We start from the raw sequence: 12,365 nt of genomic DNA on the forward strand, positions 1-12,365 counted from the left end.
AGCTCACGGCCGACGGCAAAGCCTCAAAACTCGCCATCACAGCCATCATGCGAAAGCTCATCATCCTCGCAAACGCACTACTCAGGGACAATCGGACCTGGACACCATCTCTCCCTTGACCAACACGGATACTCCAGAGCGGCAGAGCGGGGAGTTCCGAAAGCCCGGTTTTGCGCCGGATGCTCTAAGCGAATGTTAATCACCCTGGCCCAGCATGCCGGCAAAGACTGTGTCGACCGGCACGGAGCGCTCGACTGGCAAGCGACCTGTCCCTGACCACCAAGGAGCCGCGCAAAACGTGGAGCGCCGCCGCTCGCCTGTTTGCCTGGTTCTCTTCGCCGATGAAATTGGAACCGGAAGCTGTCCGCGCCCGGCTTCTCGACACCACCTTCGACCGCAAATTCGCAGTCCTGTTCGGCACCATCAGCGTTCTGTTGGTTGCGGTCAGCGCCGCTCTTGCCACCGGGGATTGGTGGCCCTACGCCTGGATTGCCGCCGACCTGATGCTTTTCACCGTCCGCGTTCTGCTGATGCAGGAATGCGAGCAGGCCCGCAGGCGCGGCTCGAAAGGGCCGCTGGCGGGCCTGATGGCAGCCAGCGGCGTCTGGTCGGTTGTTTTCGGCCTCGGCTGCTATGGCTGTGTTGCCAGCGGGAATATGGCGCTTTCCGTACTTGCCGCCTTGAATGTCGCAGGCGTCGTCGGCGTAGTGTCGTCACGCAATGCGGCGACCCCGCGCTTCGCCATATTCGTCATGTTGGTCGTAAGTCTGCCTTACGTGGTCGGTGCATTGTTTTCTGCGGCGCCCGGAATGCCGATCGTCGGAATTCAAACGCCGTTCTATGTGGCCGGCGTCATCATCGTGCTGCTTCAGAACCACGCAATCAATGCCCGCATGATCCGCGCCGAACTGGACAATCGCGACCTGGCCATCAAGGACGCGCTGACCGGCCTGCCAAACCGCATCTTCCTGCAGGAGAAATTGCGCGACATGTGCCGCGACCTTGCGGCGCCGGCCGCCAATGGCGGCAAGCCGTTTGCAGTGCTCAGCATGGATCTCGACGGTTTCAAACAGGTCAACGACCGTTTTGGCCACGCCGTCGGCGACGTGCTGCTGCGCAAGGTGGCCGAACGATTGAAGCGCGGCTTCCGTCCGGGGGACGTGGTCTTCCGCATTGGCGGCGATGAATTTGTCATCCTTTTGCCCGCAACCTCGGAGATCGAGGCCACCCACCTGGCAAAACGGGCCATCGAAAAGGTCTCGGTGCCTTTCGACCTCGGGGTCGGTTCCGCCATCCATGTCGGCTTGAGCGTCGGCAGCGCCTTCGCACCCGCCGACGGCGGCGATCCGGAAATCCTGCTCACCTGTTCCGACCATGCGCTCTACGAGGCCAAGCGCACCGGCAAGGGCCGTTACTGGGCGCCTGTGCGGGCTATGATCTGACGGTCGCGACAACGGCTTCCGGCGTCTGGCAGGGCGATCCGCGCCTCTTCTGCTCGGCCGCGCGCACCAGTGCAGTGACATGCTTCAGCAACGGCGCCGGCGTGCCGGCCTTTTCGGCCAAACGCAGGACCGCGCCTTGCAGTTCGCCGATCCCCGTCGGCCGGCGGCGCTGAAGGTCATCCCACATCGACGAACGCGCGGCAGGGTCGATGGCAAGCATCCGCCGCGCCAAGAACTTGAACAGCCAGTCGGGCAGGCGAAGCACTTTCGGCAGCAGCGCGGGACGCAGGCCGGCGATGCGAGCGGGTTCGATGCCCGTCGCCATCATTGCCGCCAATGCTTCGTCGATCTGGCCGGCCAGGATCAGCCGCCAGCGGCGATCGGCAAGCTCTGCCGCCAGCGGCAGGCCGGAAAGCGCCACCAGCGCGTTGTTGAGGTTGAGCAGCAGCTTGCCCCATAGCACCGCTTCGATGTCACCATGCGTGGCGACGGCAAAGCCCTCAACGTCAAGCAGTTCGTCAAGGCCTGTCGGACCCTGTTCGATCATCACCTTGCCGCCGCTGGCGCGGTGCAGACGAAGCGGCAATTCGCCCTCCGCCGATTGGACCACGTTGAACGGCACCATGCCCGCGAGCACCCGCCGGGCGGCGAGATGGGCTCGCAACTTATCGGCATTGTCGACGCCGTTCTGCAGACTGAGTACCACCGCATCCGGTCGGGCATGGGCCGCAATAAGCCCGGCCATGTCCTGCGTCGCGCCGCTCTTGACCGTTGCCAGGATGACATCGGCACCGGGGAATGCCGCGGCCGGATCGGCGGTGACCGACAATGCCTCCGGCTTGACGGATCGGTCGCGGCCATCACGGTCGGTGATGCGCAATCCACCTTTTTGCAGCGCCTTCTCGATGCGAGGCCGCGCCAGCAGAACCACCTTTCGCCCGGCAAGTATCAGGCAGCCGCCGGCGTAGCACCCGATACTGCCGGCACCGGCGATTACGATCGTCCTGCCATGCGTGATCATGCGATGGCCCTGTCCTGGTTGAGAGGCCTTGCCGCAACTTATACGGCATGAAAACCATAATGTCGGCGGCATGGCTGGCCCTTATGTCTGGCCGTGACAGGCCTTGCGCTTTCGACTATCGCTTTTGCCCATGACGCTGCCTACCGATCCGACCAGAAATCTGGCTGCTCTCATCCGCTGCGCTTCCGTGACGCCCGCCGAAGGCGGTGCGCTGAGCGCGCTGGAAGAAATGTTGAAGCCGCTCGGCTTTGCCGTCGAGCGCCCGGTGTTTTCCGAAACCGGCACACCTGACATAGAGAACCTTTACGCGCGGCGTTCCGGCAACGGCCCGCATCTGATGTTTGCCGGCCATACCGATGTGGTGCCGGTGGGCGATGGAACAGCCTGGACGCACCCACCCTTTGGCGCCGAGATCGCCAATGGCGAGATGTTCGGCCGCGGCGCCGTCGACATGAAGGGCGGCATTGCTTGTTTCGTCGCGGCGGTAGCGCGACATATCGCGCAGAAGGGCGGCCCGAAGGGGTCGGTCTCGCTGCTGATAACCGGCGACGAGGAAGGGCCGGCGATCAACGGCACGACGAAACTGCTCGAATGGGCGGCTGCCAAGGGTGAGAAATGGCATGCTGCGATCGTCGGCGAGCCGACCAATCCCGACGCGCTCGGCGATATGATCAAGATCGGCCGGCGCGGCTCGCTCTCCGGCACGGTCGTCGTCAACGGCCGCCAGGGCCACGCCGCCTATCCGCAGCTAGCCGACAACCCGGTGCGCGGCCTGGTGACGCTGGTCGACGCCTTGCTTCACCCCGTCTTCGACAACGGAACAAGGGATTTCCAGCCGACCAATCTTGAGGTCACCTCCATCGACGTTGGCAACCCTGCCACCAACGTCATCCCGGCGAAGGCGGCGGCTACCTTCAATATTCGCTTCAACGACACATGGACCGCCGAGACGATCCAGGCCGAGATCCACAACCGCCTCGACCGGGCGGCGAAACGCAAGAAATACCGCGCCGGCAAGAAGACGCCGGTCGACTACGAGATCGTCTGGCGCGACGGACCGAGCCACGTTTTCCTGACACGCGACGACAGGTTGATCGAGACGCTTGGCGGCTCGATCAAGGCGGTGACCGGCAGGAAGCCGGCGCTCTCCACCTCCGGCGGCACCTCCGATGCCCGCTTCATCAAGGATTATTGTCCGGTGGTCGAATTCGGACTGGTCGGCAAGACCATGCACATGGTCGACGAACGCGTGGCGATTGCCGACCTCGAGACGCTGACGCAGATTTATCTGCGCTTCGTTGAAGACTGGTTTGCGCAGGACATATCCTAGTGATGCTTTCAGCGGATGAAACCTACGCTTCGCTTGCCGGTGCCTGGCGGCTGATGCTCGGCAAGGCCGACGGATTTCGCCTGCTCGACCTTTCGGCGGACGGTTTCTGGAACTCCTTTTTTGCCATCGTCGTCGCGGCGCCGGCACTGATCGTCGGCTGGGTCGGTATTGCCAACGAAATCGGCGATCCCAACGCATTCGTCGGCCGTTTCAGCATGTTGATCCGCCTGGCAACCGTCGATATCGGCGCCTGGGTGCTGCCGCTCATAGGCCTCGCCCTGGTGGCGCCGCGGGTCGGCGTCGGCGGCCGATTCGTCCATTATGTCGTGGCCAGCAACTGGGCCTCGGCGATCATCGCCTGGATGATGCTGCCATCGGCGTTGATCCGGCTATTCCTGACGTCGGCCAACGAAGTCTCCGGATTGGTGTCGCTGCTGTTGTTCGCGCTGTCGATGGTCTTGACCTGGCGGATGACTAACGTTGCGATCGGCAGGGGTGCGGCCGCCGGCAGCGCCGTTTTTGCCGGCATGTTCGTGGCGTCGCTGATCGTCCTTTTCGGCCTGCAGGCGCTGCTCGGGATCAGCGTTCCGGATCAGCCAGGCGTCGGATAATCGACGCCGACGAGAAACAGCCCGTCGGGCGGCGCGACCTGACCGCAGGCCGCACGATCGCGCGCCTCAAGCGCCGCCTTGAGGTCGGCAACAGTCCAGCCGCTTTCGCCGACGCGCTTGAGCGAACCGACCATCGAGCGCACCTGGTTGTGCAGGAATGACCGCGCCGAAGCGCGGACCTCAATGAAATCGCCCGCCCGGCTGACATCCAGCCGGTCGAGCGTGCGGACCGGGCTGGTGGCTTGGCACTGGGTCGAGCGGAAGGTGGTGAAATCATGCCGGCCAAGCAGCACCTTTGCCGCTTCGTGCATGGCACCGGCATCGAGCTGCTTCGGTACCCACCAAATCTTGCCCTTGTCGAGCGCCGCCGGCGCGCGGCGATTGACGATGCGGTAGAGGTAATGGCGGCTGATCGCCGAGAAACGCGCATCGAAGCCATCCGGCACGACGGCGGCCTTCAGGATGGCGATGCGCACCTTGGCCGCTTGTAGATGCGCGTTGACTGCGTCGCGCACCTTGTCGCCGGGCCATGCCTTGATCAGATCGACATGCGCCACCTGAGCGGTCGCATGGACGCCAGCATCGGTGCGGCCGGCGGCGCGCAGCGAAACCTGCTCACCACAGAATTTCTCGATCGCCTGCTCGATCGCCTGCTGCACCGATGGCTGGTTGGCCTGGCGCTGCCAGCCGGCGAAGAGACTGCCGTCATATTCGATGTCGAGGCGAAAACGCGGCATTCCCGGATCGAGGCGAAATCAGGCGGCGAGGGCTGAGCCGAAGGCCGAGGCGTAGACCAGCCTGCCGGTCTCCGGCGCCTCGCCCCAGGCAAGCGCCTGCAGGGCTTCGCTTTGGTAGTCGCTGTCGAATTTTGCTGCACGGGCGCGGCTGTAGCCGAAACGGCCATAGTAAGCCGGATCGCCGAGCACCACGGCGAGCGTCTCGCCAGCAGCCTTCAGGCGGATATGCGCCTCGCGGACCAGCGCACCTCCGATGCCGGTGCCGTGGAACGACGGCTCGACCGCCAAAGGAGCCAAAGCCACCGCCGGGAAGCTCTTGCCGCCATTCTGCACGAAAAGCCGTGAAAACAGGATATGGCCGACCACTTGCCCGTCTTCGTCCGCCACCAGTTCGACGACGGCATCACCGCCGGTGACCAGCGCGTCGACCAGTCCGGCCTCCGTCTGCTGGCCGAATGCGTGTTCTTCGACAAGGCGGATCGCCTCGCGGTCCCGCGGCGTCGCCGCGCGTATGGACATCATGCTCATGACAATTTCATTCCTTTTTCGAGCTTGGCCCCGCGCAGAAACTCCTGCGCGGCAATGGGCCTTCCGCCCGCACGTTGAACTTCGACCAGCCTGATCGCGCCTGACCCGCAGGCGACCGTCAGTCGGTCATCGAGAATTCCTCCCGGTTCGCCGGCGCCTTGCGAGAGCGTCGAGCGAAGCAGTTTCAGCCGTTCCACGCGGCCGATTTCGGCCTCGCACCATGCACCGGGAAAGGGCGACAGGCCGCGAATCTGGTTGTGCAGGTCGCCGGCAGGTCGCAGCCAGTCTATGCGAGTCTCCGATTTATCGATTTTCTTGGCGTAGGTCACCCCCACCTCCGCCTGTGTGGTAAATGTCAGCGTATTCCGCTCCAGCCGTTCGAGCGCTTGCACGATCAGCGCAGCACCGAGGACCATCAGCCGGTCGTGCAGATCGCCGGCCGTCATGTCGGGTCCAATGGGACATTTTTCAACCATTGCCACCGGCCCGGTGTCGAGGCCTTCCTCCATCCGCATCACCATCATGCCCGTTTCGGTATCGCCGGCCATGATGGCGCGCTGGATAGGGGCAGCGCCGCGCCAGCGCGGCAGCAGCGATGCGTGGCCGTTGAGGCAACCGAGCCGCGGCGCCTCGAGAATGGGTTTGGGCAGAAGCAGCCCGTAGGCGACCACCACGGCGACGTCGGCACGTAACGCGCGGAACGCCTCCTGCTCCGCCTCGCTCTTCAGCGACACCGGCGTCCGCACCTCGACGCCCAACCGATCCGCCTCGCGCTGCACCGGCGACGGCGTCAGTTCGAGCCCGCGCCGGCCGCCGGCGCGCGGCGGCTGCGTGTAAACGGCTGCCAACTCGTGCCCGGCCCCGGCAATCGCCCGCAGCGTCGGCACGGAGAATTCGGGCGTACCCATGAAGATGACACGCAGGGGCATTCGTCGACGCCTATCCCACCATCTTGCCCGGCGCCTTGTCCCTGGCGAGCTTCTTGAATTTCTTGACCACCATGTCGCGCTTCAGCTTGGAGATGTAATCGATGAACAGCACGCCGTTGAGGTGGTCGATTTCATGCTGCAGGCAGGTCGCCATCAGCCCCTCGGCCTCGATCTCCTGCAGTTTGCCGTCGCGATCGAGATATTTCACCCGCACCGCGGCGGGGCGCTCGACTTCGGCATAGTAATCGGGGATCGACAGACAGCCTTCCTCATAGACCGAACGCTGGTCGGAGCTTTCAAGGATTTCGGGATTGATGAAGACGTGCGGCGCCGGCGTCTCGTCCTCCTTGGCGAGGTCGATCACCAGCATGCGCAAGGGTTCGCCGACCTGGATCGCTGCGAGGCCGATGCCGGGCGCGTCATACATGGTGTCCAGCATGTCGCCGGCCAGTTTGCGCAAATCGCCATCGACACGCTCGACCGGTTTTGAAACCTGGCGCAGGACGGGATCGGGGAGGATGACAAGCGGCTTGATCGACATGGCGTCTCACCTAAGACCTCGCAGGAAAAGCGTCAACCGGGGCGCCTTCGCGTCGTTCACGTTTTGATCTGTGCCGGCAGACCGAATCATCTATGCTGTCGACATGAACGATCTGGCCACCATCCTGTCCGAACCTGTCGCCCGCCTCGGCGCCACCACGATCACGCTCGGCCAACTCCTGGGTTTCGGCGCAATGCTGTTCCTCGGCCTGTTCGTGGCGCTCGTCGTTGCGCTCTGGCGATCGGCCAAGGCGCGTGCAGTGGCGGCCGCCGAAGCCGCCGACCACGCCCGCGACGCCGAGGTGCGGATGGCTGGTATCTTGGCAAGCCAGGCGGAAATGCAGGGCCGCATGGGCGCCATCGCCGAAGTGTTCGGGGCGCGCCAGGCCGAACTGACACAGTCGATCGGCCAGCGTCTCGATGCCATGACAGGCCGCCTGGGCCAGACCATGACCGAGCAGACGAGATCGACGCATGAGAGCCTCGCCAAGCTGCAGGAACGGCTGGCGGTCATCGATATCGCGCAAGGCAACATCCAGTCGCTGGCCGGCCAGGTCGTGCAATTGCAGGCGATCCTTTCCAACAAGCAGACGCGCGGCGCCTTCGGCCAGTCGCGTATGGAAGCCATCGTCGCCGACGGATTGCCGCACGGCGCCTATGAATTCCAGGCGACCTTGTCGAATGGCAGCCGGCCCGACTGCCTGGTGAAGATGCCGAACGGCGCACCGTCGCTTGCCGTCGATGCAAAGTTTCCGCTCGAGGCCTGGAATGCCATCCGGGCCGCCGAAGGCGCCGAACTGCAGAAGTCCGCCGCACAGGCTTTCCGCCGCGACATCGAGGTGCATGTCCGCGATATTTCCGAAAAATACCTGATCCAGGGCGAGACGCAGGACACCGCCTTCATGTTCGTGCCTTCGGAATCGGTATTCGCCGAAATCCACGAGAATTTCGAGGCCGTTGTCCAGAAGGCGCATCGCTCGCGGATCGTCATCGTCTCGCCATCGCTTTTGATGTTGTCGATCCAGGTCATCCAGGCAATCCTCAAGGATGCCCGCATGCGCGAGCAGGCACACCTGATCCAGGGCGAGGTTATCCGGCTGATGGAAGATGTTTCCCGGCTCGACGAGCGGGTGCGCAAATTGCAGACGCATTTCGGTCAATCGGCCAAGGATATCGACGACATCCTTGTCTCGACATCGAAGGTGACCAGGCGCGGACAAAAGATCGAGGCGCTGGAGTTTGGCGTGCAGCCGGCGGAGGACACCGCTGGTTCGAATGGCAGCGGAGCAAAAGCGGAAAGCAGCCCGCGCGTCGCCGATTCGAAAACCGGGCAGTTGAGGCTAAGGGTCGTCGAAGGCGACGATTGAGAGCTGCGCCGGAACCGGAGGCTTCGCCCCGGTCTGGCGCTACTGCTCCTCGATGATGGTTGTGCCTTCGAATTCCGGCAGCCAATGCAGCGCCGAGCGGTGCCAGATCTGCTTTCTCGGCACCAGTTGCTCGCGCTGCCGTGCCGTGCCGACCCTGATACCGTAAACCTTCGGTCCCTCGCCCGCCGACGTGGCGTAGAGATGCGAGCCGCACTCACCGCAAAATGCCTGGGCACGCTTGGCGCCGCTCGAACCGGTCTTAATGTAGATCTTCGGCGTGCCCTTGGTGATCCTGTAATTGTCCTCGGACGCCGGCACGGTGACGCGAAAGGCCGTTCCGGTTAGCTTCTGACAATCGATGCAGTGACAAATGGTGGTCTTTTCCGGATCGACTTCGGCCTCGTAAGTGATAGCGCCGCAATGACACGCGCCGTCGATTTTCATCTTCGTTCCTCCTGGAGCTTTTGCCCGCAATCATAACCGGGACTGCCCGATGGCGCAGCCATTTTCCTCAGGCCGGTTCCCCTCCGGACGCCGCCAAGGCCTTGCTCCGGCGTTCCCAGGTACCGGTGGTCTGAGGCTTGACGAACAGCCGCGTCACCTCCGGCATCTCCGCTTTCAGCCGCGTCTCGAGGCGTTCGACGCAGGTCTCTATCTCGGGCGCCGACAAGTGGTCCTCGAACTCGATGCTCAGAGCGGCGACGATCTCCTGCGGACCCATATGCAGCGTCAGCGCGCCATTCGCCCGCTGCACCGCCGGGTCCTGCTGGACGATGTCCAATACTTTCATTTGCACCTCGGGCGAAGCCGGCTCGCCGAGCAGCAGGCTTTTGCTTTCGCGCGCCAGGAAGATCGCGGTCCCGCCCAGGATCAGCGCGATGCCAATCGACGCGGCGCCGTCGAGCTTCGGCATGTCCAGCAGTTCCGCCGCCGATATCCCGGCGAAGGCGACAACGAGGCCGAGAAGTGCCGCGCTGTCCTCGAAGAGTACGGTGTAGACACTCGGATCCTTGCTGAGCTGCACCGCCTCAAGCCAGCCGTGGCTGCCTTTTTGGTGGCGGAATTCCTTCAGCGCCACCAGCCAAGAGGTGCCTTCGAAGAGGAAGGAAAGGCCAAGGACAGCGTAGTTCACCTTGGCGTTGGCGATCGGCTCCGGCGCCATGATGTGCGTCACGCCTTCGTAGAACGATATGCCGGCGCCCAGTGCAAAGACGAGGAGCGCAACGATGAAGCTCCAGAAGTACAGCTCGCGGCCATGGCCGAGCGGATGCGTGCGGTCGGCCGGCCGGGCGGCACGGTGCATGCCGTAAAGCAGCAGGCTGCCATTGCCGGTATCGACGAGCGAGTGGACGCCTTCCGAGAGCATTGCCGAGCTGCCCGTGAACAAGGCAGCGGCAAATTTGGTCAGTGCGATCGCAAGATTTCCGGCGAGCGCCGCATAGATCACTTTTTTCGACCCGCCATGCGCCGCCATGGTGTGCTGCCTTGGTTGATGCACCGAGATTGGCGGAGCGCCCGCCCACGCTCCACGCTCTCACAACGCCCGAAGTGCCCAGTTGTTCACAAGGTCAGTTGTTCAAAAGGGCGGCGCGGGGCTATTCGACGACCTCGTCCGTCCAGACCTTGAAGCCAGCCAGCGCGCCCGGCCCAAAAATGTGGGTCAGCGGCACATCGGCGGCATCGCGTCCGGAGGCAATCAGGATGCGGCCGATGCGCGGCGCGTTGTTGCGCGGGTCGAACGCGTGCCAGCGGCCGCCGAGATAGACCTCCATCCAAGCGGCGAAATCCATGTCCGACCACGGCTTTGGCAGGCCGATATCACTGATATAGCCGGTGCAGTAGCGGGTTGGAATGTTCAGGGCGCGGCAGAAGGCAACAGCGAGGTGAGCAAAGTCGCGGCATACACCACTCTGCTCGCGATAGGCCTCGGCGGCGGTGCGCGTCGGCCGTGCATTGAAATAGTTGAAGACGATGTGGTTATGGACGAAGTCGCAGACCGCCTGGACGCGCGGAATGCCGAGCGGGGTGCTGCCGAACAGCCGCCACGCTTCGTTCGACAGCACGTCGCTCTCGCAATAACGGCTGGGCAGCAGGAACAGCAGCGTCTCCGACGGCAGATCGCGCACCTCGTGCTGCCACGCCGTCAGCTCGCGCGTCTCGAAGGAGCCGGGGTCGCGGATCACCGCGTCCGTGCCGAACGCAAAGCGCCCGGCCGGCGCAACGAAACGGCTGCACCAATTGCCGAAACTGTCGCGGTAGCTTTCGATCGGCACCGGCGGGTTCGACGTCAGGAAGTCCGGCCGCTCAAGATCGGATGCGCGCGAATAATGGACGTTTAGCATCGCGATCAGCGGTGTTTCCTGCGGGAAGTCGAAGCTCATCTGGCAACCGATGTGGATCCGCATTGTCGTCCTGACCGGCCTGCCCGATCATCAGCCGGCGAAACGCAAGGGCTGATGCTGCAGTGCGAAGAAGACCATGGCACGGACCGCTGCGGTTTACGAGGGAATTAGAAACCGGTTGACAGCCATCGGCCAGGGCGGCTGCACGGCAGCGGCCTCTTGCAGTCGAGCGTTTTCTCTTGTTTCACTTCGCCAGACATCAACTGGAGGAACGAATCATGGCTAAGGGTGCGATGAAGGCAGGCAAGGAAGCCCGCAAGCCGAAGAAGGACGCGAAGAAACCCGCTCCGGCGCCGGCCCTGAAGGCACCGCCGGTGAAGGCGATGAAGCTGAAGGACAAGTAGGGCCGCAGCTACCGTTTCGGCTTATTTCGACCGGCCGCAAACGCGGCCGGTATGATTGTTCATTAAGCTCACGCGCATCCTCTATGGATGCGGCGAAGGCAATTTTTGCGCTTTTCAAGAAATCGGCCGGATGCCATCGAAACGGAGCGTTCCGATGTCGTGGATTTTCCTGTTGTTCGCCGGACTGTTCGAGATCGGCTGGGCGATCGGCCTTAAATACACCGACGGATTCTCGAAGCCGCTGCCGACCGTCCTGACGGTAGCCTCGATGATCGTCAGCCTGACCTTGCTCGGCCTGGCGCTGAAGGCGTTGGCGGTCGGCACCGCTTACGCGGTGTGGACCGGCATCGGCACCGTCGGCACGGCGCTGTTGGGGATATGGCTGCTCGGCGAGCCAGCGACGGCGATCAGGCTGGCCTGCATCGCGCTTATCGTCTGCGGCATCATGGGACTGAAGCTCGCGGCTTAGCTGATTCCGACAGACGAACGCATTCGGGGCCGCTGCAAGGCGGCGCCAATTCTCGAATTCGGCTGATCGGCGCCGGAAGCTGCTATCGCGCGGAGAAGCCGGGTGGCGTCCTGCCGGTGCGCTGTTTGCGCGCGGCATAGCGTGCGTCACGCTTGGCCTTGCGTTCGGCCTCGTCGGCAAGAAAACGGGCGATGCGCTCGTTCTCTTCAGCTTCCCGGATCTTCGCTTCGGCCTGTGCGGCTTCTTCCGCGGCAATGCGTGCCGCTTCGGCAGCTGCCTCGCGCTCGGCCTTTTCGGCCGCTTCGCGCACCAGCTTTTCCTGCTTCAGCCTGGCCTTTTCGGCCTCGCGTATCGCGCGGGCCTCGAGGATCGCCTTGCGCTCGGCCTGTCGTGCCAGCACCGCTGGATCATCTGCCGCCGGCTTTGCCTTGAAGCGTTCCAGAAGCGCCTTCTTTGCCTCGTTTGCGGCATTGCGCCGCTCGAAAACGTCTTTTTCCCTATAGATAGCCAAGTCCACTTCCCTGAAGTCAATTTGCGAGGCTTACATACGCGCGAAAACCGAGAGTTCAAGCGCCAAAACGGTATGCCAGCCATGAAATTCTGATCTGTTGCAGCCGGGAGACGCCATTTCGATTGAATTCGGCT

15 protein-coding genes and 1 pseudogene are annotated in these 12,365 nt (G+C 63.5%); 7 read left to right on the plus strand and 9 right to left on the minus strand.

The window, feature by feature from the left end:
- Together NKJ55_RS08105 and NKJ55_RS08110 are read left to right on the plus strand one after the other, a co-directional pair.
- A pseudogene (locus NKJ55_RS08105) lies at nt 1-119 on the plus strand (IS110 family transposase); the annotation flags it as partial.
- A gap of 222 nt (nt 120-341) precedes the next feature.
- Nucleotides 342-1,442 carry a diguanylate cyclase domain-containing protein gene (locus NKJ55_RS08110; RefSeq protein ID WP_352449441.1) on the plus strand — a complete coding sequence of 367 codons (1,101 nt, stop codon included), beginning with the start codon at nt 342-344 and terminating at the stop codon, nt 1,440-1,442.
- Here NKJ55_RS08110 and NKJ55_RS08115 read toward each other — a convergent pair.
- Nucleotides 1,432-2,463: a 2-dehydropantoate 2-reductase gene (locus NKJ55_RS08115; protein ID WP_352449442.1), complete on the minus strand. Its 1,032-nt coding sequence runs from the start codon at nt 2,461-2,463 to the stop codon at nt 1,432-1,434. The genes NKJ55_RS08110 and NKJ55_RS08115 overlap by 11 nt on opposite strands.
- Nucleotides 2,464-2,593: 130 nt before the next feature.
- On the opposite strand from NKJ55_RS08115, the gene dapE reads away from it, so the two are divergent.
- Complete coding sequence (gene dapE, locus NKJ55_RS08120) at nt 2,594-3,793, plus strand: succinyl-diaminopimelate desuccinylase (protein ID WP_352449443.1); 1,200 nt, start codon at nt 2,594-2,596, stop codon at nt 3,791-3,793.
- Between the two features lie 2 nt (nt 3,794-3,795).
- Nucleotides 3,796-4,404, plus strand: a complete 609-nt coding sequence (locus tag NKJ55_RS08125) for a hypothetical protein (protein WP_023677470.1) — start codon at nt 3,796-3,798, stop codon at nt 4,402-4,404.
- Here NKJ55_RS08125 and truA read toward each other — a convergent pair.
- From truA to def, 4 genes are read right to left on the minus strand one after another with little or no spacing between them, the layout of a single operon-like run.
- Nucleotides 4,386-5,141 (minus strand): tRNA pseudouridine(38-40) synthase TruA, encoded by a 756-nt coding sequence (gene truA, locus NKJ55_RS08130; RefSeq protein ID WP_352449444.1) that lies wholly within the window; start codon nt 5,139-5,141, stop codon nt 4,386-4,388. The two genes, NKJ55_RS08125 and truA, sit on opposite strands and share 19 nt — an antisense overlap.
- Nucleotides 5,142-5,159: 18 nt before the next feature.
- Nucleotides 5,160-5,669, minus strand: coding sequence for a GNAT family N-acetyltransferase (locus NKJ55_RS08135; RefSeq protein WP_023677468.1), 510 nt, complete (start codon nt 5,667-5,669; stop codon nt 5,160-5,162).
- Nucleotides 5,666-6,592 carry a methionyl-tRNA formyltransferase gene (gene fmt, locus NKJ55_RS08140; RefSeq protein WP_352449629.1) on the minus strand — a complete coding sequence of 309 codons (927 nt, stop codon included), beginning with the start codon at nt 6,590-6,592 and terminating at the stop codon, nt 5,666-5,668. The genes NKJ55_RS08135 and fmt overlap by 4 nt, the downstream gene beginning before the upstream one ends.
- A 16-nt stretch (nt 6,593-6,608) precedes the next feature.
- Nucleotides 6,609-7,139, minus strand: a complete 531-nt coding sequence (def, locus tag NKJ55_RS08145) for a peptide deformylase (RefSeq protein ID WP_352449445.1) — start codon at nt 7,137-7,139, stop codon at nt 6,609-6,611.
- A 103-nt stretch (nt 7,140-7,242) separates the two neighbouring features.
- Here def and NKJ55_RS08150 point away from each other — a divergent pair, with 103 nt between their 5' ends.
- Nucleotides 7,243-8,505, plus strand: a complete 1,263-nt coding sequence (locus NKJ55_RS08150) for a DNA recombination protein RmuC (protein ID WP_352449446.1) — start codon at nt 7,243-7,245, stop codon at nt 8,503-8,505.
- A gap of 39 nt (nt 8,506-8,544) precedes the next feature.
- Here NKJ55_RS08150 and NKJ55_RS08155 read toward each other — a convergent pair whose 3' ends face one another.
- The 3 genes from NKJ55_RS08155 to NKJ55_RS08165 all read right to left on the minus strand — a co-directional run bounded on the left by NKJ55_RS08155 (nt 8,545) and on the right by NKJ55_RS08165 (nt 10,910).
- The gene (locus NKJ55_RS08155) at nt 8,545-8,949 is read right to left on the minus strand and encodes a GFA family protein (protein ID WP_023676952.1); all 405 of its coding nucleotides are present in this window, start codon (nt 8,947-8,949) and stop codon (nt 8,545-8,547) included.
- Between the two features lie 67 nt (nt 8,950-9,016).
- The gene (locus NKJ55_RS08160) at nt 9,017-9,979 is read right to left on the minus strand and encodes a cation diffusion facilitator family transporter (RefSeq protein ID WP_352449447.1); all 963 of its coding nucleotides are present in this window, start codon (nt 9,977-9,979) and stop codon (nt 9,017-9,019) included.
- A gap of 121 nt (nt 9,980-10,100) precedes the next feature.
- The gene (locus tag NKJ55_RS08165; protein WP_352449448.1) at nt 10,101-10,910 is read right to left on the minus strand and encodes a transglutaminase-like domain-containing protein; all 810 of its coding nucleotides are present in this window, start codon (nt 10,908-10,910) and stop codon (nt 10,101-10,103) included.
- 215 nt (nt 10,911-11,125) lie between these two features.
- On the opposite strand from NKJ55_RS08165, the gene NKJ55_RS08170 reads away from it, so the two are divergent.
- Nucleotides 11,126-11,251 (plus strand): hypothetical protein, encoded by a 126-nt coding sequence (locus NKJ55_RS08170; protein WP_013528464.1) that lies wholly within the window; start codon nt 11,126-11,128, stop codon nt 11,249-11,251.
- Between the two features lie 154 nt (nt 11,252-11,405).
- A complete protein-coding gene (gene sugE / locus NKJ55_RS08175; protein WP_352449449.1) occupies nt 11,406-11,720 on the plus strand; it encodes a quaternary ammonium compound efflux SMR transporter SugE in 315 nt (104 codons plus the stop codon).
- Nucleotides 11,721-11,802: 82 nt separating this feature from the next.
- On the opposite strand, the gene NKJ55_RS08180 is transcribed toward sugE, so the two are convergent.
- Entirely contained in the window at nt 11,803-12,231 is a 429-nt protein-coding gene (locus NKJ55_RS08180) for a DUF6481 family protein (protein ID WP_352449450.1), read from the minus strand.
- Nucleotides 12,232-12,365: the final 134 nt, after the last annotated feature.

Source organism: Mesorhizobium sp. M0106 (assembly GCF_040322715.1).
In the GTDB taxonomy this organism is placed as follows: Bacteria; Pseudomonadota; Alphaproteobacteria; order Rhizobiales; family Rhizobiaceae; genus Mesorhizobium.

Bases quoted from the DNA above. Each gene is read 5' to 3' on its own strand.
- NKJ55_RS08110 (WP_352449441.1), top strand. From the start codon at position 342: ATGAAATTGGAACCGGAAGCTGTCCGCGCCCGGCTTCTCGACACCACC.
- NKJ55_RS08115 (WP_352449442.1), bottom strand. From the start codon at position 2,463: ATGATCACGCATGGCAGGACGATCGTAATCGCCGGTGCCGGCAGTATC.
- dapE (WP_352449443.1), top strand. From the start codon at position 2,594: ATGACGCTGCCTACCGATCCGACCAGAAATCTGGCTGCTCTCATCCGC.
- NKJ55_RS08125 (WP_023677470.1), top strand. From the start codon at position 3,796: ATGCTTTCAGCGGATGAAACCTACGCTTCGCTTGCCGGTGCCTGGCGG.
- truA (WP_352449444.1), bottom strand. From the start codon at position 5,141: ATGCCGCGTTTTCGCCTCGACATCGAATATGACGGCAGTCTCTTCGCC.
- NKJ55_RS08135 (WP_023677468.1), bottom strand. From the start codon at position 5,669: ATGAGCATGATGTCCATACGCGCGGCGACGCCGCGGGACCGCGAGGCG.
- def (WP_352449445.1), bottom strand. From the start codon at position 7,139: ATGTCGATCAAGCCGCTTGTCATCCTCCCCGATCCCGTCCTGCGCCAG.
- NKJ55_RS08150 (WP_352449446.1), top strand. From the start codon at position 7,243: ATGAACGATCTGGCCACCATCCTGTCCGAACCTGTCGCCCGCCTCGGC.
- NKJ55_RS08155 (WP_023676952.1), bottom strand. From the start codon at position 8,949: ATGAAAATCGACGGCGCGTGTCATTGCGGCGCTATCACTTACGAGGCC.
- NKJ55_RS08160 (WP_352449447.1), bottom strand. From the start codon at position 9,979: ATGGCGGCGCATGGCGGGTCGAAAAAAGTGATCTATGCGGCGCTCGCC.
- NKJ55_RS08165 (WP_352449448.1), bottom strand. From the start codon at position 10,910: ATGCGGATCCACATCGGTTGCCAGATGAGCTTCGACTTCCCGCAGGAA.
- NKJ55_RS08170 (WP_013528464.1), top strand. From the start codon at position 11,126: ATGGCTAAGGGTGCGATGAAGGCAGGCAAGGAAGCCCGCAAGCCGAAG.
- sugE (WP_352449449.1), top strand. From the start codon at position 11,406: ATGTCGTGGATTTTCCTGTTGTTCGCCGGACTGTTCGAGATCGGCTGG.